The 23,389-nt window shown below is 60.3% G+C and carries 21 protein-coding genes; 10 read left to right on the top strand and 11 right to left on the bottom strand.

Annotated elements, in window-relative coordinates; genetic code table 11:
* The first annotated feature begins 30 nt into the window (after positions 1–30).
* Entirely contained in the window at positions 31–78 is a 48-nt protein-coding gene (locus tag ACJ8HH_RS23230; RefSeq protein WP_071892919.1) for a spot 42 RNA, inhibition of DNA synthesis, read from the top strand.
* Between the two features lie 278 nt (positions 79–356).
* Here the strand turns inward: ACJ8HH_RS23230 and yihA are convergent, their stop codons facing one another.
* Positions 357–1,001 (bottom strand): ribosome biogenesis GTP-binding protein YihA/YsxC, encoded by a 645-nt coding sequence (gene yihA, locus ACJ8HH_RS23225; RefSeq protein WP_019452177.1) that lies wholly within the window; start codon positions 999–1,001, stop codon positions 357–359.
* A gap of 505 nt (positions 1,002–1,506) precedes the next feature.
* On the opposite strand from yihA, the gene ACJ8HH_RS23220 reads away from it, so the two are divergent.
* The 3 genes from ACJ8HH_RS23220 (at position 1,507) to hemN (ending at position 3,831) form a co-directional block, all read left to right on the top strand.
* Entirely contained in the window at positions 1,507–1,710 is a 204-nt protein-coding gene (locus ACJ8HH_RS23220; RefSeq protein WP_223182053.1) for a hypothetical protein, read from the top strand.
* Positions 1,711–1,735: 25 nt separating this feature from the next.
* Complete coding sequence (yihI, locus tag ACJ8HH_RS23215) at positions 1,736–2,275, top strand: Der GTPase-activating protein YihI (RefSeq protein WP_071883854.1); 540 nt, start codon at positions 1,736–1,738, stop codon at positions 2,273–2,275.
* 182 nt (positions 2,276–2,457) lie between these two features.
* Positions 2,458–3,831, top strand: coding sequence for an oxygen-independent coproporphyrinogen III oxidase (gene hemN, locus ACJ8HH_RS23210; RefSeq protein WP_033649750.1), 1,374 nt, complete (start codon positions 2,458–2,460; stop codon positions 3,829–3,831).
* A 34-nt stretch (positions 3,832–3,865) separates the two neighbouring features.
* Here the strand turns inward: hemN and ACJ8HH_RS23205 are convergent, their stop codons facing one another.
* From ACJ8HH_RS23205 to glnA, 4 genes are all read right to left on the bottom strand, one after another.
* Positions 3,866–3,988 carry a YshB family small membrane protein gene (locus tag ACJ8HH_RS23205; RefSeq protein WP_015379453.1) on the bottom strand — a complete coding sequence of 41 codons (123 nt, stop codon included), beginning with the start codon at positions 3,986–3,988 and terminating at the stop codon, positions 3,866–3,868.
* Positions 3,989–4,101: 113 nt separating this feature from the next.
* Entirely contained in the window at positions 4,102–5,514 is a 1,413-nt protein-coding gene (glnG, locus tag ACJ8HH_RS23200) for a nitrogen regulation protein NR(I) (RefSeq protein ID WP_015379452.1), read from the bottom strand.
* An 8-nt stretch (positions 5,515–5,522) separates the two neighbouring features.
* A complete protein-coding gene (gene glnL / locus ACJ8HH_RS23195; protein ID WP_004931246.1) occupies positions 5,523–6,572 on the bottom strand; it encodes a nitrogen regulation protein NR(II) in 1,050 nt (349 codons plus the stop codon).
* A 193-nt stretch (positions 6,573–6,765) separates the two neighbouring features.
* Positions 6,766–8,175 carry a glutamate--ammonia ligase gene (glnA, locus tag ACJ8HH_RS23190; protein WP_004931244.1) on the bottom strand — a complete coding sequence of 470 codons (1,410 nt, stop codon included), beginning with the start codon at positions 8,173–8,175 and terminating at the stop codon, positions 6,766–6,768.
* Positions 8,176–8,545: 370 nt separating this feature from the next.
* On the opposite strand from glnA, the gene typA reads away from it, so the two are divergent.
* The 5 genes from typA (at position 8,546) to fabY (ending at position 13,474) form a co-directional block, all read left to right on the top strand.
* Positions 8,546–10,369 carry a ribosome-dependent GTPase TypA gene (typA, locus tag ACJ8HH_RS23185; protein ID WP_004931243.1) on the top strand — a complete coding sequence of 608 codons (1,824 nt, stop codon included), beginning with the start codon at positions 8,546–8,548 and terminating at the stop codon, positions 10,367–10,369.
* A gap of 166 nt (positions 10,370–10,535) precedes the next feature.
* Complete coding sequence (gene yihX / locus ACJ8HH_RS23180; protein ID WP_060452098.1) at positions 10,536–11,126, top strand: glucose-1-phosphatase; 591 nt, start codon at positions 10,536–10,538, stop codon at positions 11,124–11,126.
* 51 nt (positions 11,127–11,177) lie between these two features.
* Positions 11,178–12,071 carry a virulence factor BrkB family protein gene (locus ACJ8HH_RS23175; protein WP_033649749.1) on the top strand — a complete coding sequence of 298 codons (894 nt, stop codon included), beginning with the start codon at positions 11,178–11,180 and terminating at the stop codon, positions 12,069–12,071.
* Positions 12,068–12,505, top strand: a complete 438-nt coding sequence (gene dtd / locus ACJ8HH_RS23170) for a D-aminoacyl-tRNA deacylase (RefSeq protein WP_016929644.1) — start codon at positions 12,068–12,070, stop codon at positions 12,503–12,505. Before ACJ8HH_RS23175 ends, dtd begins: the two co-directional genes overlap by 4 nt.
* A 21-nt stretch (positions 12,506–12,526) precedes the next feature.
* On the top strand, positions 12,527–13,474 hold the full coding sequence (gene fabY, locus ACJ8HH_RS23165) for a fatty acid biosynthesis protein FabY (protein ID WP_033636491.1): 948 nt from the start codon (positions 12,527–12,529) through the stop codon (positions 13,472–13,474).
* Positions 13,475–13,510: 36 nt separating this feature from the next.
* Here the strand turns inward: fabY and ACJ8HH_RS23160 are convergent, their stop codons facing one another.
* Positions 13,511–15,172, bottom strand: coding sequence for an AsmA family protein (locus ACJ8HH_RS23160; protein ID WP_060452099.1), 1,662 nt, complete (start codon positions 15,170–15,172; stop codon positions 13,511–13,513).
* A gap of 128 nt (positions 15,173–15,300) precedes the next feature.
* Positions 15,301–16,701: a nucleobase:cation symporter-2 family protein gene (locus ACJ8HH_RS23155; protein WP_060452100.1), complete on the bottom strand. Its 1,401-nt coding sequence runs from the start codon at positions 16,699–16,701 to the stop codon at positions 15,301–15,303.
* A 240-nt stretch (positions 16,702–16,941) separates the two neighbouring features.
* Between ACJ8HH_RS23155 and gltS the strand changes: the two genes are divergently transcribed.
* Positions 16,942–18,153, top strand: coding sequence for a sodium/glutamate symporter (gltS, locus tag ACJ8HH_RS23150; RefSeq protein WP_033649747.1), 1,212 nt, complete (start codon positions 16,942–16,944; stop codon positions 18,151–18,153).
* A 42-nt stretch (positions 18,154–18,195) separates the two neighbouring features.
* Here gltS and recG read toward each other — a convergent pair whose 3' ends face one another.
* From recG to rpoZ, 4 genes are read right to left on the bottom strand one after another with little or no spacing between them, the layout of a single operon-like run.
* Positions 18,196–20,277, bottom strand: coding sequence for an ATP-dependent DNA helicase RecG (gene recG / locus ACJ8HH_RS23145; RefSeq protein ID WP_033636486.1), 2,082 nt, complete (start codon positions 20,275–20,277; stop codon positions 18,196–18,198).
* Complete coding sequence (gene trmH, locus ACJ8HH_RS23140) at positions 20,274–20,969, bottom strand: tRNA (guanosine(18)-2'-O)-methyltransferase TrmH (RefSeq protein ID WP_043148430.1); 696 nt, start codon at positions 20,967–20,969, stop codon at positions 20,274–20,276. The genes recG and trmH overlap by 4 nt, the downstream gene beginning before the upstream one ends.
* Before the next feature lie 5 nt (positions 20,970–20,974).
* Entirely contained in the window at positions 20,975–23,086 is a 2,112-nt protein-coding gene (spoT, locus tag ACJ8HH_RS23135; protein WP_019452189.1) for a bifunctional GTP diphosphokinase/guanosine-3',5'-bis pyrophosphate 3'-pyrophosphohydrolase, read from the bottom strand.
* An 18-nt stretch (positions 23,087–23,104) separates the two neighbouring features.
* The gene (gene rpoZ, locus ACJ8HH_RS23130; RefSeq protein WP_004931221.1) at positions 23,105–23,380 is read right to left on the bottom strand and encodes a DNA-directed RNA polymerase subunit omega; all 276 of its coding nucleotides are present in this window, start codon (positions 23,378–23,380) and stop codon (positions 23,105–23,107) included.
* Between the last annotated feature and the right edge of the window lie 9 nt (positions 23,381–23,389).

The following is a 23,389-nucleotide window of genomic DNA, read 5'->3' as shown; positions in this document are numbered from 1 at the left end:
AGAGTTACAGGCGTAGGGTACAGAGGTAAGATGTTCTATCTTTCAGACCTTTTACTTCACGTAATCGGATTTGGCTGAATATTTAGCCGCCCCAGTCAGTATTGACTGGGGCGTTTTTTATTGTAAAAACAGCAGCAAACCATACATTTTTCCTATCGCTCCGCACCGCTTTTCGTTCCTGCTTTCCTCCTTTCGACTCGCGTAATCCGGCGAGATAAGCCAGCCCTGGCGATAAGTTTTTATGATGGCTTTATTTCAGAACTGTAATTAGATAACAAAAAATCCCGCCTGTGGCTGAACTGCGGGTATAAAAAAGCCGATGCGGCGAGGCATCGGCTCTGGCGTTCGGCCTGGGCTTATTCGCCGGCTTCGTCTTCTGGCAGCACTTCCGGTGGGATCTCGTTAAACCAGGTGTCCAGCTTCTGGCGCAGCTTGTCGACGCCGATCTTCTTCAGCGACGAGAAGGCTTCAACCTGGATATCCCCCATAAACGGCAGCACCGCTTCACGCACCATATTGAGCTGCGCCTTGCGTGCGCCGGAGGCCAGCTTGTCGGCCTTGGTCAGCAGCACCAGCACCGGCGTGCCGACGTCGACCGCCCACTGGATCATCTGCTGGTCGAGATCTTTCAGCGGATGGCGAATATCCATCAGCACCACCAGGCCTTTCAGGCTGTTGCGCATCTGCAGGTATTCGCCCAGCGCGCGCTGCCATTTGCGCTTCATCTCTTCCGGCACTTCGGCGTAGCCGTAACCCGGTAGGTCGACCAGGCGGATGCCGTCTTCCACTTCGAACAGGTTGATCAGCTGGGTGCGCCCCGGCGTCTTACTGGTGCGCGCCAGGCTTTTTTGGTTGGTCAGCGTATTCAGCGCGCTGGATTTCCCGGCGTTGGAACGGCCGGCAAAGGCGACTTCAATTCCTGCATCCCCCGGCAGATGGCGAATATCGGGTGCGCTGGTGACGAAATGGGTCACATGATAGTTGTAGTTCTTGCTGGTCAAAATTTTTCGTCTCCGTGAGGATGGCTAACTGGTTGGCGATTATAACTGCATCAGCGGTAAAAATGGCGTGTTTCTCGGTTTTTAAGCGGCGGGACGCGATAAAACGACAGTTATGCCGCGCGTACGTTGTGAGACATTTGCCATTCGAATCGCGGGTAATGTCGCTTTATTCGAAAGTGATGTTTCTGTTTTTATTTTAAAAACAATATGTTGTTTTTTCGTTGTAGGGAAATGTCGTCCAAATCGGCGTCAGGTGCCTTGAGCCTTGGCAACAATAACGTAAAGTAGTCGTTAACGCAGGGTTGCGCAGGATTAAGGAACATCCGGGAAGGATGACAAATCTCAGGGAATGCACAGGGCGTGCAATGAGTGCCAGGATGAACGCAACAGGAAGTGACCCTTTCGCACCGGAACAGGCGGCAGGCACATCGGATGGTGAAGTATTGGCAGTTTGGATGCCGGCAGGAAGCGCGCTCGGGAAGAGCGGATGCGAATGGATTGCGCCATGGACGATTTTTCTTTCAGGATGAAGGACGTAGTGGCAGGGAATGCGGTTATAGCAGAAGGAAAAACCGGGATGTTGCATGTGCGCAAGGAGCGCGTAACAGGAATACCCTTCGCAAGAAGGTGCGAAATAGGCGGCAGGTTTAACCTGCCGCCTTTTTTCTTTGTCCGCTTTCTGCTAGATTCCGCCGCAATTCTATACTGAATCTACATACCTAAGAGCACACGCTATGAACCAGCCATCAAAAGCACCTCGCGGCAGCGCGGCGAAGTCAAAAACGAAAAAGAAAAGCCGTATGGAGCTCGATCAGGAAGCGCGCGAGCGCAAACGCCTGAAAAAGCGCCGCGGCCACGCTTCCGGTTCACGCACCCAGGTTGAGTCCGGCAGCCAGAAGAACAAATCGGCGGCGGAAGCCAAAGATCCGCGTATCGGCAGTAAAGTGCCGGTTGCGCTGGTGGTCGACGAAACCAAAGTAAAGGCCAAACCGCAGCCGAAGCCAAAGGCCGAAGCGAAACCGCGCCTGTCGCCGGAAGAAGAGCTGGCGAAGCTGGAAAATGACGAACGCCTGAACGCGCTGCTGGATCGCATCGACGATGGCGAAACGCTGAACGCGGAAGAGCAGACCTATGTCGACAAAACGTTGGATCGCATCGATGTGCTGATGGACGTGTTAGGCATCGAACTGGGTGAAGACGACGACGAAGAAGAAGAGAAGCAGGAAGATATTCTGAAGCTGCTGAAAGGCGGCAACCCGAAAGACGCTTTTTAACACGCTATGTGGCTAATCCCGGCAATAGCCCTACTCTTGATGTGTTATCTGCTGTGGTTATTCGGTAAACTATGGCGGCTGTCTAAGCGCAAAGCGCGTTTTCGCAGCGCTTCCGTGGCCAGACAGCGCAGACAACCGCCTCTCTCCAGGCCCGGTAGAAAAAGATATCGGAAGGAGTGAGCATGTCAGAGCAGACGATTGTCTGGGATTTGGCCCTGATCCAAAAATATAACTACTCAGGGCCGCGTTATACCTCATACCCCACGGCGCTGGAGTTTAACCAGCGCTACGACGAAGCGGCGTTTCAACGCGCCGCTGCGCGTTACCCTGAGCGGCCGCTGTCGCTGTATGTGCATATCCCTTTCTGTCATAAGCTGTGTTACTTCTGCGGCTGCAACAAGCTGGTGACGCGCCAGACCCACAAGGCCGACGAGTACCTGAACGTTTTGGCGCAAGAGATCGCCAGCCGTGCGCCGCTGTTCGCCGGCCGCAAGGTCGGCCAGATGCACTGGGGCGGCGGTACGCCGACCTACCTGGATAAAGCGCAAATCAGCCGGTTGGTGGCGTTGCTGCGCGAACACTTTGATTTCCTGCCCGATGCGGAGATGTCGATCGAGGTCGATCCGCGCGAGATAGAGCTGGATGTGCTCGATCATTTACGCGTCGAAGGCTTTAACCGTCTGAGCATGGGGGTGCAGGATTTCAACAAGCAGGTGCAGCAGTTGGTCAACCGCGAGCAGGACGAAGCCTTTATCTTCGCCCTGATTGAGCGGGCCAAAGCGCTGGGCTTCCGCTCGACCAATATCGATCTGATCTACGGCCTGCCGAAACAGACGCCGGAAAGCTTCGCTTTCACGCTGCAGCGGGTGGCTGAATTGAATCCCGATCGCCTCAGCGTGTTCAACTACGCGCATATGCCGAACTTGTTCGCCGCCCAGCGCAAAATCAAAGATGCCGATCTGCCCAGCGCCCAGCAGAAGCTGGATATCCTGCAACAGAGCATCGCTTTCCTGACCGGCGCCGGCTATCAGTTCATCGGCATGGATCACTTTGCGCGCCCGGACGACGAGCTGGCAATCGCCCAACGCGAAGGCAAGCTGCACCGCAATTTCCAGGGCTATACTACCCAGGGCGACAGCGATCTGCTGGGGCTGGGCGTGTCGGCCATCAGCATGCTCGGCGACAGCTATGCGCAGAACCAGAAAGAGCTGAAGCATTACTATGAGAGCGTACCGGCGCAGGGCAACGCCCTGTGGCGCGGGCTGGCGCTGACGGACGACGATTGCCTGCGGCGCGATCTGATCAAAACCCTGATCTGCAATTTCCGGTTGGCGTATCAGCCGCTCGAACGGCAATACGGCATCGATTTCACCGCCTACTTCGCCGAAGACCTGCAGCTGCTGGCGCCGTTTGAACGCGATGGGCTGGTGGAGCGCGACGAGCAGGGCATTCGCGTCACGCCGCGCGGGCGCTTGCTGATCCGCAATATCTGCATGTGTTTCGATCGCTATCTGCGGCAACAGGCGCGCAGCCAGCAGTTCTCTCGGGTGATCTGAGGATGAAAAAACAGCCGCTGATGCGGCTGTTTTTTTAACTGAAGAAGTTAATCAGCGCGGCGCACAATACCGCGGCAACCGCCGCCTGCGGGGTGTGGCTGGCGGCGGAGCCCAGCTCCGCGCCCTGAGAAATGAATACGATGAATGAGTCCAGCATCGTCAACCTCCAGAGTGTGCGACACGATCATACTGCGCCCGCACCGGCTGTAAAGCCTGCGGTTGGCGTTTTTTTGTGCGCCGGACGGTGTTTTTCATCATCCATCCCCGTTCCTATTCCATACCCAGCTCTTTGAGCTTGCGGGTCAGGGTATTGCGCCCCCAGCCCAGCAGGCGCGCGGCTTCCTGTTTGTGCCCTTGGGTGTGGCGCAGCGCGGTGGTGAGCAGCGTGCGCTCCATTTCCGGCTGTGCTTCCGACAGCAGGTTTTGATGACCGGAACGCAGCGCGCGATCGGCCCACTGCGCCAGCAGCGTGGCCCAGCTGTCCGGCAGACTGTGGCTGGGGCTTTCCGGCGCGGCGGTTTCGAACAGCTCACCCGGCAGATCCTGGATCAGCACTTCCTGCCCGGCGGCCATCACCGTCAGCCAGCGGCAGGTGTTCTCCAGCTGGCGCACGTTGCCCGGCCAGGGCAGGCGGGTCAGCGCGGTTTCGGTTTCCGGGTGCAGGTTCTTGGCCTCGACGCCTAACTCTTTGGCGGCGATCTGCAGGAAGTGGCGCGCCAGCCGCGGGATGTCTTCACGGCGCTCGCGCAGCGGCGGCAGGTGTACGCGAATCACGTTCAGGCGGTGGAACAGATCCTCGCGGAACTTGCCTTCCTGCACCCGAAGCTCCAGATTCTGGTGCGTGGCGGCGATGATGCGCACGTCGACCTTCACCGGCGCATAGCCGCCGACCCGGTAGAACTGGCCGTCCGCCAGTACCCGCAGCAGGCGCGTTTGCACGTCGAGCGGCATATCGCCGATCTCGTCGAGGAACAGCGTGCCGCCGTCGGCCTGTTCAAAACGGCCCTGACGAATTTGGTTCGCGCCGGTGAAGGCGCCTTTCTCGTGGCCGAACAGCTCGGACTCGATCAGATCCTTGGGGATGGCGGCCATGTTCAGGGCGATGAACGGCGACTTGGCGCGCGGGCTGTGGCGGTGCAGCGCATGCGCCACCAGCTCCTTGCCGGTGCCGGATTCACCGTTGATCAACACGCTGATCGACGAACGCGACAGCCGGCCGATGATGCGAAACACGTCCTGCATCGCCGGCGCCTCGCCGATGATGTCCGCCGCCGGATCGCTGGCCGGCTGGCTGCGCACCGGCTGCTGCTGCTCCTGATAATGGCTGATGGCGCGCTCGACCAGCGCCACCGCTTCGTCGATATCGAACGGCTTCGGCAGGTAGTCGAAGGCCCCTTGCTGATAGGCGCTGACGGCGGCGTCCAAATCCGAATGCGCGGTCATGATGATCACCGGCAGCATCGGATGGCGCTGTTTGATCTGTTTGAGCAGCGCCAGGCCGTCTATGCCCGGCATGCGGATATCGGACAGCAGCACGTCGGGGGTTTGCGTGGCCAAGGCTTCCAGCACGTCATTGCCGCCTTCGAAGGTGGCGCAGCTCAGGCCCGCGCCGGTGAGCGCGCGCTCAAGCACCCAGCGGATGGAGCTATCGTCATCGACGATCCAGACTATCCCTCGTTGCATAGCAAACCTCACTGACGAATGGGCAGGTAGACCGAGAATTCGGTATGACCTGGCCAACTGTTGAATTCAATTTTTCCGCAATGCTGATCGATAAGATTGCGGGCGATGGATAATCCCAGGCCGGTACCGCCTTCACGGCCGCTGACCATCGGGTAGAACAGCGTGTCCTGCAGCTGCGCCGGCACGCCGGGGCCGTCGTCTTCGACGTCGATGCGCGCCGCCAGGCGGTAGCGGGTGCCGTGCAGCGTAATCTGAAACGCGGTGCGGGTGCGCAGCGTGATGGTGCCGCCCGCTTCGCCCAGCGCCTGCAGCGCGTTGCGGGTAATGTTCAGCAGCACCTGTTCTATCTGATCCGGGTCGTGGGCCATTTCCGGCAGGCTCGGATCGTAATCGCGCACCAGCGTGACGTTATCCGGCATTTCCAGCGACACCAGCTGGCAGACGCGCTCCGCGACCTGATGGATGCTCTGGGTAATGTGCTGGCCGGGCCGCTGTGGGCCGAGCAGGCGATCCACCAGATTGCGCAGCCGATCGGCCTGCTCGATGATCACCTTGGTGTATTCGGTCAGCGCCGGATCGGGCAGCGCTTTGGCCAGCAGCTGTGCCGCGCCGCGCAGGCCGCCCAGCGGATTTTTAATCTCGTGCGCCAAACCGCGCACCAGATCGCGGGCCGCCACCTGTTGGGCATGCTGCAGCTGTTCCTGGCTCAGGCGGCGCTGATTGTCCATCGGCGCCAGCTCGACCAGAATATAGCCTTCCGGCAGCGCCTGAGCGGTCAGGGAAAGGATATGCGCACGGCCGTCGACCACCAGGGTCACTTCGTTGTCGGTGAAGCCCTGACCGGCGCGCAGGCTTTCACGCATCAAAGAGACGTTCAGCGAAAAATAACCGAGCAAATCGGGCAGCGGCGTGCCGAACAGCTTGCGGGAGCTTTGCGCCAGCAGCTGCTGTGCCGCAGGGTTGGCGTAGTGAACCGCCAGAGAGTCATCCAACAGCAGGATGCTGTTGATGAGTGAATTGAGGATCTGCCCAGCATCGGGCAGCTTGCCAGTTGCCATACAGCAGACTCCTGCACCTTTTTAGTGCATCTATCCTACTCCATCCGGGATCGGCGCGGTATGGAATAGTTTTGCAGAAAATACGGTGGAGAAAAAAACCCATCCGAAGATGGGCTGAAAGTTTCCACGGCAACAAAAAAGCGATAACAAAAATGTGGGCGCCGTCCGCCTGCGCAGACGGCGCGGGTAGGGCTTAGACGCTGTAGTACAGTTCGAACTCAACCGGGTGTGGCGTCATGCGAATGCGGTCCATCTCTTCTTTGCGCAGTTCGATGTAGGCATCGATCGCATCGTCGGTGAACACGCCGCCGCGGGTCAGGAACTCGCGGTCTTCGTTCAGTGCGGCCATCGCCTCGTCCAGCGAGCCGGCCACTTTTGGGATCTCGGCTTCTTCTTCCGGCGGCAGGTCGTACAGGTTTTTGTCCATGGCGTCGCCAGGGTGGATCTTGTTGATGATGCCGTCCAGGCCGGCCATCAGCAGCGCGGCGAAGCACAGGTATGGGTTAGCCGCCGGATCCGGGAAGCGGGCTTCGATGCGGCGCGCTTTCGGGCTGGCGACCACCGGGATGCGGATGGACGCGGAGCGGTTACGGGCGGAGTAAGCCAGCATCACCGGCGCTTCGTAACCCGGCACCAAACGTTTGTACGAGTTGGTGGTCGGGTTGGCCAGGGCGTTGATCGCCTTGGCGTGCTTGATGATGCCGCCGATGTAGAACAGCGCGGTTTCAGACAGGCCGCCGTATTTGTCGCCGGCGAACAGGTTGGTGCCGTTCTTGGACAGCGACATGTGGCAGTGCATGCCGGAACCGTTGTCGCCGAACATAGGCTTCGGCATGAAGGTCGCGGTTTTGCCGAAAGCGTGCGCCACGTTGTGCACCACGTATTTGTAGATCTGAATTTCGTCGGCTTTCTTGGTCATGGTGTTGAAGCGGGTTGCCACTTCGTTCTGACCGGCGGTCGCCACTTCGTGGTGGTGCGCTTCAACCACCAGGCCCATCTCTTCCATGGTCAAGCACATGGTGGAACGCAGATCCTGCGAAGAGTCGACCGGTGGAACCGGGAAGTAACCGCCTTTCACCGCCGGACGGTGGCCTTTGTTGCCGCCGTCGTATTTTGTACCGGAGTTCCAGGCGCCTTCGATGTCGTCGATGGCCACGTGGGAACCGCGGATGCTGCTGCCGAAGCGGATGTCGTCGAACAGGAAGAACTCAGGCTCTGGCCCGAACAGCACGGTATCCGCGATGCCGGAGGAGCGCAGGAAGTCTTCGGCGCGTTTGGAGATGGAGCGCGGGTCGCGATCGTAGCCTTGCATGGTGCCCGGCTCGAGAATGTCGCAGCGAATAATCAGGGTAGGTTCTTCGAAGAACGGATCCAGAACCGCCGTGCTGGCGTCCGGCATCAGCACCATGTCAGATTCGTTGATGCCCTTCCAACCACCGATAGAGGAGCCGTCAAACATTTTGCCTTCTTCGAAGAAGTCGGCGTTTACCTGGTGAGCCGGGATAGTCACGTGCTGTTCCTTACCCTTGGTGTCAGTGAAACGCAGGTCTACGAATTTCACTTCATGCTCATTCAGCATCGTCAAAACGTGTTCAGCGGACATACTTAACTCTCCCGGTTTATCATTGTCGTCGTCGTGGAACGAATCTGTGGAACTGGCTTTTTTTCGCCTTGAAAAGACTAAAGCGAAAAGCGTGCCAACTTTTTAAAAAGGCGTTCATCGCCTTTCTGCGCGGGTTTTACCCAGCCACAGTATGCACCACCAACGATAAATTGCACTGCTATGGTGCAATAAGGGTGGGTGCAGGCACCGAAATGGTGCAAAAGTGCAGCGATTGCGGCTTTTTGCACCGTGAAAGGGATCACAAACTGACCGGTACGCGGTTGTTTATAAGAGATGGTTGTGATCTTGTTTAGTCCCTCGCTTAATACGTGTACAATAGCGCGCTATTTCTAATGCCCGAGGCAAAGCTGTGATCGAAAATTTGCGTAACATCGCCATTATTGCCCACGTTGACCATGGTAAAACCACCCTGGTTGATAAGCTGCTGCAACAATCCGGTACTTTCGGAGAGCGTGCGGAAGCCACCGAACGCGTAATGGACTCCAACGATTTGGAGAAAGAGCGTGGGATTACCATCCTCGCAAAAAACACCGCCATTAATTGGAACGGTTACCGTATCAACATCGTGGATACCCCAGGACACGCCGACTTCGGCGGCGAGGTAGAGCGCGTGATGTCGATGGTTGACTCGGTGCTGCTGGTTGTGGATGCAATGGATGGCCCTATGCCGCAAACCCGCTTCGTGACCAAGAAGGCCTTCGCCAACGGTCTGAAGCCGATCGTGGTCATCAACAAGGTTGACCGTCCTGGCGCGCGCCCTGACTGGGTTGTGGATCAGGTGTTCGACCTGTTCGTGAACCTCGACGCGACCGACGAGCAGCTCGACTTCCCGATCATCTACGCTTCTGCGCTGAACGGCATCGCCGGCGTCGACCACACCGACATGGCGGAAGACATGACCCCGCTGTATCAGGCGATCGTCGACCACGTGTCTGCGCCGCAGGTTGAGCTGGAAGCGCCATTCCAGATGCAGATCTCCCAGTTGGACTACAACAACTACCTGGGCGTTATCGGCATCGGCCGCATCAAGCGCGGTAAAGTGAAGCCGAACCAGCAGGTCACCATCATCGACAGCGAAGGTAAAACTCGCAACGGTAAAGTGGGCAAAGTGCTGGGCCACCTGGGTCTGGAGCGTATCGACAGCACCTTGGCGGAAGCGGGCGACATCATCGCCATCACCGGCCTGGGCGAGCTGAACATCTCCGACACCATCTGCGACACCAACGCCGTAGAAGCGCTGCCGGCGCTGTCCGTCGACGAACCGACCGTCACCATGTTCTTCAACGTCAACACCTCGCCGTTCTGCGGTAAAGAAGGCAAGTACGTGACGTCGCGTCAGATCCTTGACCGTCTGAACAAAGAGCTGGTGCACAACGTAGCGCTGCGCGTTGAAGAAACCGACGATGCAGACGCCTTCCGCGTCTCCGGCCGTGGCGAACTGCACCTGTCGGTGCTGATCGAAAACATGCGTCGCGAAGGTTTCGAGTTGGCGGTTTCCCGTCCGAAAGTTATCTTCCGCGAAATCGATGGCCGCAAGCAGGAGCCATTCGAGAACGTGACGCTGGATATCGAAGAGCAGCATCAGGGTTCCGTGATGCAGGCGATGGGCGAGCGTAAAGCCGACCTGAAAAACATGGATCCGGACGGTAAGGGCCGCGTGCGTCTCGACTACGTGATCCCAAGCCGCGGTCTGATCGGCTTCCGTAACGAATTCATGACCATGACTTCGGGCACCGGTCTGCTGTACTCCACCTTCAGCCACTACGACGACGTGCGTCCGGGCGAAGTGGGCCAGCGTCAGAACGGCGTGCTGATCTCCAACGGCCAGGGCAAAGCGGTCGCGTTCGCGCTGTTCGGCCTGCAGGATCGCGGCAAGCTGTTCCTGGGCCACGGTGCGGAAGTGTATGAAGGCCAGATCATCGGTATTCACTCGCGTTCCAACGACCTGACCGTAAACTGCCTGACTGGTAAGAAGCTGACCAACATGCGTGCTTCCGGTACTGACGAAGCGACTACCCTGGTTCCGGCCATCAAAATGACCCTGGAGCAAGCTCTGGAGTTCATCGATGACGACGAACTGGTAGAAGTGACGCCAACCTCGATCCGTATCCGTAAGCGTCACCTGACGGAAAACGATCGTAAGCGTGCCAGCCGCGGTCCTAAAGACGCTTAATCGCTGATTGAGTGCCTCATGCTTAGGGCGCGGTTCTCGCGCCCTGAGTTTTTTCCTCTGTTGTTCCCCGTTTGTGCGGCGCGCTATGCGCTTTTCCGTTCGCTCCCTGTTCAGCTGTTCCTTTTCCCGCTACAGTGAAATCTCACCGGCCCATCAGGAGAGGACTATGCTGTATATCTTTGATTTAGGTAATGTGATCGTCGATATCGATTTCAAGCGTGTGCTGGGCGTGTGGAGCAATTTGAGCGGCACGCCGTTGGCGGTGCTGTCCGATCGTTTCACTATGGGTGAGGTGTTCCAGCAGCATGAGCGCGGTGAAATCAGCGACGAAGACTTCGCCGGCAAGCTGTGCGATGAAATGGGCATCGCGCTCAGCTTCGAGCAATTCGCCACCGGCTGGCAGGCGGTATTCGTCGCGCTGCGCCCGGAAGTGATCGACATCATGCAGCGCCTGCGCAACGAGGGCCACCGGGTGGTGGTGCTGTCGAACACCAACCGTCTGCACTGCAACTACTGGCCGCAGCACTATCCTGAAGTGGCCGCCGCCGCCGATCATCTCTATCTGTCGCAAGATCTCGGCATGCGCAAGCCGGAGGCCGAGATCTACCAGCATGTGCTGGCCGCGGAAAACACCGCCGCCGCCGACGCGGTGTTCTTCGACGATCAGCCGGCGAACGTCCTCGCCGCGCAGGCGCTGGGGATCAAGACGGTGCACGTCACCGATCGCGACGTGGTGCCGGCCTATTTTGCTCAATGAGCGTAGGGCGCGTTAAGCTTAAGGCGTATCAACGGACATCAAGGAGTGACCATGTCGTTTTTCCGCCGCAAGAAGCTGCCCTCTGCGATTAAGCCCGGCGTCACCTTCGGACGGCTGCTGTACCAGCGTATCGATCACGATGGCCTGACGATGTTGGCGGGCCATCTCGCCTATGTTTCCCTGCTGTCGCTGGTGCCGCTGGTCACCGTGGTGTTCGCGCTGTTCGCCGCTTTCCCGATGTTTTCCGACATCAGCGAACAGCTGAAGAGCTTCATCTTTTCCAATTTCGTGCCGGCCGCCGGCAACGTCATACAGAACTACCTGGAACAGTTCGTCGCCAACTCCAACAAGATGACCGCCGTCGGCACCTGCGGGCTGATCGTCACCGCGCTGCTGCTGATCTCCTCGGTGGACAGCGTGCTGAACACCATCTGGCGCAGCAAGAACAAGCGGCCGATCGTCTTTTCCTTCGCCGTGTACTGGATGGTGTTGACGCTGGGGCCGCTGCTGGTGGGCGCCAGCATGGCCATCAGCTCCTACCTGCTGTCGCTCAACTGGTTGGCGCAGACCGGCGTCAACGGTTTGGTGGATCAGATGCTGCGTATCTTCCCGCTGATTTTGTCGTGCATCTCCTTCTGGCTGCTGTATTGCATCGTGCCGACGGTGCGGGTACCGCCCAAAGATGCGCTGATTGGCGCAGTGGTGGCCGGGTTGCTGTTCGAGCTGGGCAAGAAGGGATTCGCGCTGTACGTCACCATGTTCCCCTCCTATCAGCTGATTTACGGCGTGTTGGCGGTGATCCCGATTTTATTCCTGTGGGTCTACTGGAGCTGGTGTATCGTGTTACTCGGCGCGGAAATCACCGTGACCATCGGCGAATACCGCGACTACCGTCGGCAGAAGGCGGAGCAACAGGAACAGAAACCAGAAGGGCAGCAGGAATGATTGCGTTGATTCAACGGGTGTTAAACGCCAGCGTCACGGTGGGTGGCGAGACGGTAGGCAAGATTGGCCCCGGTTTGTTAGTGTTATTGGGCGTGGAGCAGGGCGATAACGAGCAAAAAGCGCAGCGCCTGTGCGAACGCGTGTTGGGATACCGCATTTTCGGCGACGAGAACGACAAGATGAATCTCAACGTCCAGCAGGCCGGGGGCAGCGTGCTGGTCGTTTCGCAGTTCACCCTGGCGGCGGACACCCAAAAGGGCATGCGGCCCAGCTTCTCGCGCGGCGCCGCACCTTTGGTCGCCGATCGGTTGTATCAATATTTTGTTGGCCAGTGCCGCGAACGCGGCGTAGAGACCCAGACCGGCGAATTCGCCGCCGACATGCAGGTGGCGCTGGTCAACGATGGTCCGGTGACATTCTGGCTACAGGTCTAAGCATTCGGAGAACAGGCGTCTATGTATCACCTACGAGTACCCGTAACAGAGCAAGAACTGAAGGAGTATTACCAGTTTCGCTGGGAAATGCTGCGCAAGCCGCTGCACCAGCCGGTGGGTTCGGAAAAGGATGCCTATGACGCCATGGCCCATCACCAAATGGTGGTGGACGAGGCCGGTAAAATCGTCGCCATCGGGCGGCTGTACATCAATGCCGACAACGAGGCGGCGATCCGTTTTCTGGCGGTAGACCCGACGCTGCAGGATAAAGGGCTGGGGACGCTGGTGGCGATGACGCTGGAGTCCGTCGCGCGGCAGGAGGGCGTGAAGCGGGTGGTGTGCAGCGCCCGTGAAGACGCGGTGGACTTCTTCGCCAAGCTGGGGTTCGTCAATCAGGGGGAGATCACTGCGCCGCAGACCACCCCGATCCGCCACTTTTTGATGATCAAACCGGTAGCGACGCTGGACGATATCCTGCATCGCCCCGACTGGTGCGGTCAACTGCAGCAGGCCTGGTATGAACACATCCCGCTGAGCGAAAAGATGGGCGTGCGCATCAGCCAATACACCGGCCAGCGCTTCGTCACCACCATGCCGGAGACCGGCAACCAGAATCCGCACCACACGCTGTTCGCCGGCAGCCTGTTCTCGCTGGCGACGCTGACCGCCTGGGGGCTGATTTGGCTGCTGCTGCGCGAGCGCCACCTCGGCGGCACCATCATTCTGGCGGACGCGCACATTCGCTACAGCAAACCGATTACCGGCAGGCCGCGGGCGGTGGCGGATCTCGGCTCGCTGAGCGGCGACTTGGCGCGTCTGGCGCGCGGCCGCCGCGCGCGCGTACACGCCGAAGTGCATCTGTTCGGCGACGAGGATAAAGGTGCGGTGTTCGAAGGCACCTACATGGTGCTGCCGGCCGAGCCGGATGTGCCGCTGGATCAGGGCGGCTCTGAGGCGCTGGAAGAGTAAGACGGCGGCCTGCCTGAGGGCGGGCCGCGCAGGGCATTACGGCAGTTGCTGGTTCACCGCTTGGCCGTCGCCGGCGGTGGCCTGCAGATTTCCCTTCAACGAGGCTTTGAACGGCCCGTCGCTGTTCAGCAGCCCTTTCAACTGCAGCTCAAGGTTGCCGTCGCCCGTCAGCGGCACCGGCTGCCATCCCCATTGCTGCAAGGTGTTGATCGGTACCGAACGGCCGTGCAGCGTCAGCTGGAACGGCTTGCCCGGCAGCTGATCGACGGTCGCTTTGGCCTCAAGCAACCCATTAGACATAAAGGCGCTGAGCTCGGTGACGTTAATCTGATTGGCGTCGGCGTTCAGCGCCAGCGAAGGGCGCCGCACGTCTATCTTGTTGAAGGTCGCCTCGCTGCCGTTCAGGTTGAGCGATCCGGACCATATGCCCCACTGGCGATCGCGCGCCAGCAGCAGGTTGCTGCCGTAGCCGTCCAGCGCGGTGATCTGGAACGGGAATGCCGGGTTGATATCGATGATCAGATTGCGGTTGGTGGTCAGCTTGGTGACGTACACCTCCGCCAGCCAGTCCGGCAGCGGTTTCAGCCACAGTTCGCGCCAGTCGCTCGGCAAGGTGTACTCCAGCGCCGCCATGGCCACTTCATCCAGCTGCAGGCGTTTGCCGGCGCGCAGCCAGTTGCCGGAGGTGCGCAGCAGCCCGCCTTCCCAGCGGGTGGTGAACTGTTGAATGGCGATGCCGGCGGAGGAGAGACGCAGGGTGGCGATCGGATCGATCAGGTGGAAGCCGCCGTTGATCACGTCGCTGGCGTTGACGTTGAGCGAGCCGTCTTCGCTGCGCCAGTCGCCTTTTTCGACGCTGACGTTTTGCAGCGACAGATCGAGATCGTTAAACGCCCATGCCTTGCCTTCCAGGCGCGCGTCGATCAGATCGAAACGCTTGAGGGTGACCGGCGGCAGGGTGGTAAAGCGCTGCATGAATTCCGCCAGCGTCAGCGGGGTCTGCATGCGCACGCCGCTCAGCCGCAGGCGATCCACCTGCCAACTGCCGTCGGCGGCGCGGCTGGCCACGCCGGTCAGGTCGCCCTGCGCCAGATCGGCGCCGAAGTTGTTCAACAGCAGCTGGCCCTGCTTCAGCTCCCCCTGCACCAACACCTTCGAGGCGGGGATGCCGTTCAGCGTCATCGAACCGGCGCTGAACTGGAACTGGTTGTTGTCCCCCAGCAGATGGCCGGCCAGCGGGCGCCACGGCGTGATGCCGGCAGTGACCTGCTGCGCGTTGAGCTGCCACTCGCTATCGTTGGACTGCAACGCCATGTTGCTCAGCTGCAGCACGTCGGCCTGTACAGGCAGCGCCGCCGCCTGGGGCTGCACGTTCAACGTGCCGTCGCGCAGCGTGACGCTGTGGAAATAGCGTGGTTCGGTGATTTGGCGCAGGCTGAGGCCGAGATCGACGCGTTTGGCGACCAGCGCCTGCGGCTGGCCGTTGCGCGCCAGCTGCACGTCTTCCAGAGCGATCTGGTCCGGCTGGCTCCACGAATGGGTGATTTTTCCTATCGACAGGCGGTATTCGCTGTTGTCGCTGATCCAGGCGCTCAGGCGGCCTGCCGCCCAGCGAGTTTGCCCCACCAGGTACAGCACCACCACCGCCAACACGATCAGCAGCAGCAACGTCAGCAACAGCTTTCCGATAAATTTCATCGTCTACATCCGCATCGGTCAAAAAAGATACCCTGTTTATGCCGCAATTGGCCGGGCATCTCAAGGGCAATGGTCTGATAGACAATAAAAAACGGCCGCAAGCGGCCGTTTGAACATCAATGGACGGGTTACTTTTTCTCGTGTTCCTGCGGGAACACCAGGTTCAGCACGATGGCGGTAATACCGCCGGCGGCGATGCCGGAAGAGAGCAGGGTTTTCAGCCAGTCCGGCGCGAACTGCAGGATCAGCGGCTGCTGGGAGACGCCCATGCCGACGGCCAGCGACAGCGCCATGATCATAATGGCGCGGCGATTCAGACGCTCGCGCGACACGATGCGCACGCCGGAGGCGGCGATGGTGCCGAACATCACGATGGTCGCGCCGCCCAGTACCGGTTCGGGGATGTGCTGCACGAAGCCGGCCACCGCCGGGAACAGCCCCAGCGCGATCAGCATCAGCGCCACCACGAAGCCGACGTAGCGGCTGGCGACGCCGGTCAGTTGGATCACGCCATTGTTCTGGCCGAAGCAGGAGTTGGGGAAGGTGTTGAACACCGCCGACAGCATCGAGTTCAGGCCGTTGGCCAGCACGCCGCCCTTCAGGCGCTTCATATACAGCGGCCCGCTGACCGGCTGTTCGGAGACGTCGGAGGTGGCGGTGATGTCGCCGATGGTCTCGAGCGAGGTGACCATAAAGATCAGCATCAGCGGCAGCAGCAGGTTCCAGTCGAAGCCCAGGCCGTAATAGAGTGGCGTGGGGATAGTGATTGCCGCCGTGGGGGCCGCCGGTGCATCGGCGGGCAGCATGTCCATCGCCCAGGCCAACAGATAGCCGACCGCCATGGCGATCACCAGCGAAGCCACGCGCAGGTAAGGGTTGCGCTGGCGGTTCAGCAGGATGATTACCGCCAGCACCGCGCCGGCCAGCAGCAGGTTTTTCGGCGAGCCGAAGCTATGATCGTTCATCGCGGCGTAGCCGCCGCCGATCGAGGTCAGGCCGACCTGAATCAGCGACAGGCCGATGATCATCACCACGATGCCGGAAACCAGCGGGGTGATGATGCGGCGCGCCAGATGCAGCACGCGCGACAGCAGAATTTCGGTGCAGGAGGCGACCATCAGGGTACCGAACAGCGCGGCCATCATGGTCGGCACGTCGGCGCCGCCGTTTTTCAGCGCCAGGCCGCCCATGATCAGCGGCGAAACGAAGTTGAAGCTGGTGCCCTGAATCGACAGCAGCCCGGAACCCACCGGCCCCCAGGTTTTGATTTGCAGAATGGAAGCCAGACCGGAGGCGAACAGCGACATGCTGATGATGTGCTGGGTATCCTGTGCCGGCAGACCCAGCGCCTGGCAGATCAGCAGGGCCGGGGTGATCACCGCGACGAACATCGCCAGCAGATGCTGGCCGGCGGCAAACAGCGTTTGCGGCAGCGGCGGGCGATCTTCCAGGCGATAAATCAGTTCACTGTCGCGGGGTTCTGAGGCGGCTTGGCGCGCGGCATCAAGCTCGGAGGATGACATGCTCATGGTGTGGCGTTTCCAGATACGGCAAAGCAGGCATTTTAATGCTCCGTCCCACAAAAGCAAACGGTTGCGCGTAAATATTATGTTGCCGACTTTCCTGTTTATGTCGCATTTTCATTCATTTTTTCTTGTCATCTCAGCGTTTTTTACTTCTAATCCTGCACTCATCAAGTTTAAAAACTCAGTGGTTTTCTATAACTTATTATTTTTATTTGGATCTTTTTCCTTACATGGAGTACCTGGATGTTTCATCTTGATACTTATGGCACGTTAGTCGCGGCGACGCTGGTTTTGCTCCTCGGGGGCAAGTGCGTCAGAACCATTCCTCTGCTGCGAAAATATACCATTCCCGCTCCCGTCGCCGGCGGTTTGCTGGTGGCCCTCCTGCTGTTAGCCCTGAAAAAGCTCGTCAACTGGGAAATCAGTTTTGACATGTCGCTGAAGGATCCGCTGATGCTGGCCTTCTTCGCCACCATCGGCCTGAACGCCAACCTGGCGCGTTTGCGCGCCGGCGGCAAGGTGCTGGTGGTGTTCCTGTTCGTGGTGCTGGGGCTGCTTATCGTGCAGAACGCCATCGGCATCGGCATGGCGAAAATGCTGGGGTTGGATCCGCTGATGGGCCTGATCGCCGGGTCGATCACCCTGTCGGGCGGCCACGGCACCGGGGCGGCCTGGAGCAAGCTATTCATCGAGCGCTACGGCTTCGAGAACGCCACGGAAGTCGCCATGGCCTGCGCCACCTTCGGCCTGGTGCTGGGCGGCCTGATCGGCGGCCCGGTGGCGCGCTATCTGGTCAAGCACTCCTCCACGCCGGAAGGCACCCCGGATGACAGCGTGCAGCCGAGCGGCTTCGAGAAGCCGGAAAGCGGCCGTCTGATCACCTCGCTGGTGATGATCGAAACCATCGCCATGATCGCCATCTGTCTGAGTCTGGGGCAGCTGATTGCCGGCCTGCTGAGCGGCACGGTGTTTGAACTGCCGAACTTCGTTTGCGTGCTGTTCGTCGGGGTGATCCTCAGCAACACGCTGGCCTTCACCGGTTTCTATACCGTGTTCGAGCGGGCGGTGTCGGTGCTGGGCAATGTCAGCCTGTCGCTGTTCCTGGCGATGGCGTTGATGAGCCTGCGCCTGTGGGAGCTGGCCTCGCTGGCGCTGCCGATGCTGGCGATCCTGGCGGTGCAGACGCTGGTCATGGCGCTGTACGCGATCTTCGTCACCTATCGGGTGATGGGTAAAAACTACGACGCGGCGGTGCTGGCTGCCGGCCACTGCGGCTTCGGCATGGGCGCCACGCCGACGGCGATCGCCAACATGCAGGCGATCACCGATCGTTTCGGCCCGTCGCACGTGGCGTTTTTGGTGGTGCCGATGGTGGGGGCGTTCTTTATCGATATCGCCAATGCCATCGTCATCAAGCTGTATCTGCTGCTGCCGGTGTTCCCGGCGGTGGGGTGATATCGCGGGTCATCGCGAAAAGGGCGCCTGCGGCGCCCTTTTTTATGCGTTGGAGTAGCGCGCCTTCTCCGGCAGCCAGCGTTCGATCAGCGCCTGGGCGTGCTCCGGATAGTGCTGGTGGAGATGGCGAGCGACGCGCTGCACTTCGGGGATCATCGCCTGATCGCGCAGCAGATCCGCCACCTTGAATTCGGCGCTGCCGGTCTGGCGGGTGCCCAGCAGCTCGCCCGGGCCGCGGATCTCCAGATCGCGCTGCGCGATGACGAAGCCATCGTTGCTGTCGCGCAGCACCTGCAGGCGCGTTTGCGCAGTCTTGCTCAGCGGCGTTTTGTACAGCAGCACGCAGTGTGAGGCCACGGCGCCGCGCCCTACGCGGCCGCGCAGCTGGTGCAGCTGAGCCAGGCCCAGCCGCTCCGGGTTTTCGATGATCATCAGGCTGGCGTTCGGCACGTCGACGCCGACTTCGATCACCGTAGTGGCCACCAACAGCTGCAGCTCGCCCTGTTTAAACGCCTGCATCACCGCCTGCTTTTCCTGCGCTTTCATGCGGCCGTGCACCAGCGCTACCTTCAGCTCTGGCAGCGCGGTTTTCAGTTCTTCCCAGGTGGCTTCCGCCGCCTGCGCTTCCAGCAGCTCGGACTCTTCGATCAGCGTACATACCCAGTAAGCCTGCCGCCCCTCTTCCAGACAGGCGCTCTTCACCCGTTGAATGATGTCGGCGCGGCGGGTATCGGGGATGGCGACGGTGGTCACCGGCGTGCGGCCCGGCGGCAGCTCGTCGATGACCGAAGTATCGAGATCGGCATAGGCGGTCATCGCCAGCGTGCGCGGGATCGGCGTGGCGGTCATGATCAGCTGATGGGCGTGGAAGCCTTGCTCTTCGCCTTTCTCCCACAGCGCCAGCCGCTGATGCACCCCGAAGCGGTGCTGCTCATCAATGATCACCAGCGCCAGGCCGTTGAACTGCACCTGCTCCTGGAAGATGGCGTGGGTGCCGACCACCATCGACACCTGGCCGCTGGCGATAGCCTCCTGCTGCGCGATGCGCGCCTTGCCTTTCTGTTTGCCGGCCAGCCAGCCGACCTCCAGCCCCAGCGGTTCAAACCACTGACGGAAATTGTTGGCGTGCTGCTCGGCCAGCAGCTCGGTCGGCGCCATCAGCGCTACCTGCTTGCCGTGCGCGATGGCGCGCAGCGCCGCCAGCGCCGCCACCAGCGTTTTGCCGGAGCCGACGTCGCCCTGCACCAGCCGCATCATCGGGAAGTCTTTTTGCATATCGGCTTCGATGTCGGCCACCACGCGCGTTTGCGCGCCGGTCGGCGAGAACGGCAGCTGGGCGAGAAAACGGTTTTTCAGCCGATCGTCCGGCAGCAGCGGCTGCGCCTGATAGCTCTGCGCGCCGGCGCGCACCGCCAGCATGCTGAGGTTATGCGCCAGCAGCTCTTCAAGGATCAGGCGTTTTTGCGCCGGGTGTTTGCCCAGCTCCAGATCCGCCAGCTGGATGTCCGGCGGCGGGCGATGCAGGGTGTGCAGCGCCTGCGGCAGGCTCATCAGGCCGCCGCTCAGCTCTGGCGGCAGCAGCTCGGCGATAGCGCAGGTATCCAGCAGCTCCAGCGCCTGATCGGTTAGCTTGCGCAGCGTGGCCTGCCGCACCCCTTCGGTGGTGGGGTAGACCGGCGTCAGCGACTCTTGCAGCTCAACCTCGCTGGCTTCGCCCTGAATGCGGTATTCCGGATGGATGATTTCCGCGCCGTGGTTGCCGCGCTTGATCTCGCCGTAGGCGGTCACGCGGCGGCCTGTGGCCAGGCTGTTCTTCATTGCGGCGTTGAAGTTGAAGAACCGCATGGTGAGGATGCCGGTGCCGTCGCTGATCTGGCAGGTCAGCATGCGGCGGCGGCCGAAGCTGATGTCGCTGCGCAGCACTTCCCCTTCTACCGTGGCGTAGATGCCCGGCAGCAGATCGTTGATCGGGTAGAGGCGGGTGCGGTCTTCGTAGCGCAGCGGCAGGTGCAGCAGCAGATCCTGAATGGTCTCGAGGCCGAGTTTGGCCAGTTTGCCCGCCTGGCTGGCGCCAACCCCGGAAAGCGTGGTGAGTGGGACAGCATCCAGCAGGCGGCCTTTCATTTGCGCACCGTCGCCTGCATGGCCGCCCACCATTCGGCGCTGGCGACCACCTGGCCCTGCTCGTCAATCTGCGGGCGTGGCAGCCCTTTGCGCTTGGCCACGTTGGCCAGCACCGGGTAGCCGCCTTCGAACAGCAGACGCTGCTGCTCTTCTTTATCCAGCATGCTGTTGTCGCGGCGATACAGGCCGGCATTCTGCCGCTGGCGCTGCGCTTCATACAGGATCAGCGCCGAGGCCACGGAGACGTTGAGCGATTGCACCATGCCGATCATCGGAATGACGATGTCCCGATCGGCCAGCGCCAGCGCTTCTTCGGTGATGCCGGTTTTTTCCTGGCCGAGCAGCACGCAGGTGGGCCGGGTGTAATCCACCTCGCGGAAATCGACCGCGCGCGCAGACAGGTTGGTGGCCAGAATTTGCATGCCCTGCGCTTTCAGGTGACCGACCGCGTCGCCGATGGAACGATGGGTTTTGACGCTGACCCAGCTGTTGCTGCCGGCGGCGGAGGAAACCAGGGTGCGCATGCGGGTGGTGGGCCACACGGCGTGGACCTGATGCACGCCGACGGCGTCGGCGGTGCGGATAATGGCGGAGACGTTATGCGGCTTGTGCACTTGCTCCAGGCAGACCGTCAAATCCGGCTGCCGGGTCGCGAGCATTTCACAAATCCGCGCATAGCGTTCAGGACTCATAAGCGCTAGTTTCGGTTGCGGTTAACTTTGATCACATCCGGCATGATACGGATTTTACGCATAATGTTTGCCAAATGGATGCGATCGCGGGTGGTCAAGCGGATAAAGGCGCTATAAACCCGACCGTCTTTCTCTTCGGTGTTCAGGCTCTGAATATTGGACTCGGCCGCGTTGATCGCCGCCGTCAGGTTGGCCAGCGCGCCCTGGTGGTTGAACATATCCACCTTGATCTCGGCGATGAACTCCTGCTCGGTCTCTTTATCCCACTCGACCGCCATGAACTTCTCAGGCTCTTTCTGATAGCCGCGAATATTGCGGCAGGACTCATGGTGGATCACCAGCCCTTTGCCCGGGCTGACGTGAGCGATAATCGGATCGCCCGGAATCGGACGGCAGCACTTGGCGAAGGTGATCAACACCCCATCGGCGCCCTTGATGGCCAGGTTACGCACGCCGGAGGATGCGCCCAGGCTGGACTGATCGCCCTGCAGGTTCTTCGCCACCACCACGCTCATGGCGTTGCCGAGGCCGATTTCCGCCAGCAGATCGTCCAGCGTCGCCAGCTTCATGCGGTCCAGCTCGTGCTGAATGTTTTCCTGCGGGATTTCGGCCAGCTTGCGGCTGCCGCCCAACGCGTGGTTGAGCAGACGGCGGCCGAGGCCAACGGAGTCGTCGCGCTTGAGATTCTTCAGCATCTGGCGAATTTTGGCGCGCGCTTTCGAGCTGACCACGAAGTTCAGCCAGGCGGCGTTGGGCCGCGCGCCCGGCGCGGTGATGATCTCGACGGTCTGGCCGCTGGTCAGCGACTGCGACAGCGGGTACGGCTGACGATCGACGCGCGCGCCGACGCAGGCATGGCCGATATCGGTATGCACCGCATAGGCGAAATCGACCGGCGTGGCGCCGGCGGGCAGCTCGACGATGCGGCCTTCCGGGGTGAAAACGTAAATCTCATCCGGGAACAGATCGGATTTGACGCTCTCGATAAACTCAAACGAACTGCCGGCGCTTTGCTGCAGTTCCAGCAGGCTCTGCATCCAGCGCTGGGCGCGGATCTGCGCCGTGGTGCCGGTTTCGCCCTGTTCTCTTTCCTTGTAAGCCCAGTGCGCGGCTACCCCCATCTCAGCCATCTGGTCCATGTCTTCGGTGCGGATCTGCACTTCGACCGGCACGCCGTGCGGGCCGATCAGCGAGGTATGCAGCGATTGATAGCCGTTGGCCTTGGGAATGGCGATGTAATCTTTCACTCGCCCCGGGCGCGGTTTGTACAGGCTGTGCACCTGGCCGAGCACGCGGTAGCAGGTATCGACCTCTTTCACGATCACCCGGAACGCGTAGATATCCATGATGGAATGGAAACGCTGTTCTTTGAGATGCATCTTGAGGTAGATGGAGTAGAGGTGTTTTTCCCGCCCGCTGACGCGGCAGGCGATGCCGGCTTCGGTCAGTCGCCCTTCGATCTCGGAGAGGATTTTTTGAATCATCTCTTTGCGGTTGCCGCGCGCGGCTTTCACCACTTCCTTGATCACGCGATAACGGTTCGGATACAGCGCCTCGAAGCCCAGCTCTTCCAGCTCGGTCTTCAGGTGATGAATACCCAGACGGTGGGCGAGCGGGCTGTAGATTTCCAGGGTTTCACGCGCGATGCGCCGGCGTTTGTCGGGGCGCAGCGAACCGAGGGTGCGCATGTTGTGCGTACGGTCGGCCAGCTTGATCAGCACGACGCGGATATCCTGCACCATCGCCATGATCATCTTGCGGAAGTTTTCCGCCTGCGCTTCTTTCTTGTCCTGGAACTTCAGCTTGTCGAGCTTGGAGACGCCCTCAACCAGTTCGGCGACGCTCTTGCCGAACAGCTGTTCCATATCTTGATAGGTGGCTGGGGTGTCTTCGATGACGTCGTGCAGCAATGCCGCCATCAGCGTCTCGTGATCGAGACGCATTTCCGCCAGGATGCAGGCCACGGCGACCGGGTGAGTAATGTAAGGCTCACCGCTGGAGCGTGTCTGGCCCTCGTGCGCGTCGCGCGCGACGAGGTATGCCTGTTTGAGGCGCTTAATCTGCTCCTCGGGCAGGTAACGTTGAATCAGCAGATTCAGGCTTTCAAACAGGTACAAGGCGGACTCGCAGTCTAATTAACGACGACCTTCAGCAATCGCGGTAACCGCTTGAATCTCTGCGGCTTCCTGCTCTTGCTGTTCCTGGCGCTCACGCACGTCGAGGATCTGGCTGGTGATCAGGCCTTCTTCGATTTCGCGCAGGGCGATAACGGTGTACTTGTCGTTCTCTTCCGGAACCAGTGCATCTTTGCCGCCGGTCTGGATCTGACGCGCCCGACGAGCAGCGACCAACACCAGGTCAAAACGGTTACCAATTTTCTCTACAGCGTCTTGAACAGTTACGCGTGCCATATTTGTGCT

It is taken from the genome of Serratia sp. CY32780 (genome assembly GCF_052169135.1).
In the GTDB taxonomy this organism is placed as follows: Bacteria; Pseudomonadota; Gammaproteobacteria; order Enterobacterales; family Enterobacteriaceae; genus Serratia; species Serratia sarumanii.
This window is presented reverse-complemented; position numbering and strand designations above follow the sequence as displayed.

Bases quoted from the DNA above. Each gene is read 5' to 3' on its own strand.
- ACJ8HH_RS23220 (WP_223182053.1), top strand. From the start codon at position 1,507: ATGGACGATTTTTCTTTCAGGATGAAGGACGTAGTGGCAGGGAATGCG.
- yihI (WP_071883854.1), top strand. From the start codon at position 1,736: ATGAACCAGCCATCAAAAGCACCTCGCGGCAGCGCGGCGAAGTCAAAA.
- hemN (WP_033649750.1), top strand. From the start codon at position 2,458: ATGTCAGAGCAGACGATTGTCTGGGATTTGGCCCTGATCCAAAAATAT.
- ACJ8HH_RS23205 (WP_015379453.1), bottom strand. From the start codon at position 3,988: ATGCTGGACTCATTCATCGTATTCATTTCTCAGGGCGCGGAGCTGGGC.
- glnG (WP_015379452.1), bottom strand. From the start codon at position 5,514: ATGCAACGAGGGATAGTCTGGATCGTCGATGACGATAGCTCCATCCGC.
- glnL (WP_004931246.1), bottom strand. From the start codon at position 6,572: ATGGCAACTGGCAAGCTGCCCGATGCTGGGCAGATCCTCAATTCACTC.
- glnA (WP_004931244.1), bottom strand. From the start codon at position 8,175: ATGTCCGCTGAACACGTTTTGACGATGCTGAATGAGCATGAAGTGAAA.
- yihX (WP_060452098.1), top strand. From the start codon at position 10,536: ATGCTGTATATCTTTGATTTAGGTAATGTGATCGTCGATATCGATTTC.
- ACJ8HH_RS23175 (WP_033649749.1), top strand. From the start codon at position 11,178: ATGTCGTTTTTCCGCCGCAAGAAGCTGCCCTCTGCGATTAAGCCCGGC.
- dtd (WP_016929644.1), top strand. From the start codon at position 12,068: ATGATTGCGTTGATTCAACGGGTGTTAAACGCCAGCGTCACGGTGGGT.
- fabY (WP_033636491.1), top strand. From the start codon at position 12,527: ATGTATCACCTACGAGTACCCGTAACAGAGCAAGAACTGAAGGAGTAT.
- ACJ8HH_RS23160 (WP_060452099.1), bottom strand. From the start codon at position 15,172: ATGAAATTTATCGGAAAGCTGTTGCTGACGTTGCTGCTGCTGATCGTG.
- ACJ8HH_RS23155 (WP_060452100.1), bottom strand. From the start codon at position 16,701: ATGAGCATGTCATCCTCCGAGCTTGATGCCGCGCGCCAAGCCGCCTCA.
- gltS (WP_033649747.1), top strand. From the start codon at position 16,942: ATGTTTCATCTTGATACTTATGGCACGTTAGTCGCGGCGACGCTGGTT.
- recG (WP_033636486.1), bottom strand. From the start codon at position 20,277: ATGAAAGGCCGCCTGCTGGATGCTGTCCCACTCACCACGCTTTCCGGG.
- trmH (WP_043148430.1), bottom strand. From the start codon at position 20,969: ATGAGTCCTGAACGCTATGCGCGGATTTGTGAAATGCTCGCGACCCGG.
- rpoZ (WP_004931221.1), bottom strand. From the start codon at position 23,380: ATGGCACGCGTAACTGTTCAAGACGCTGTAGAGAAAATTGGTAACCGT.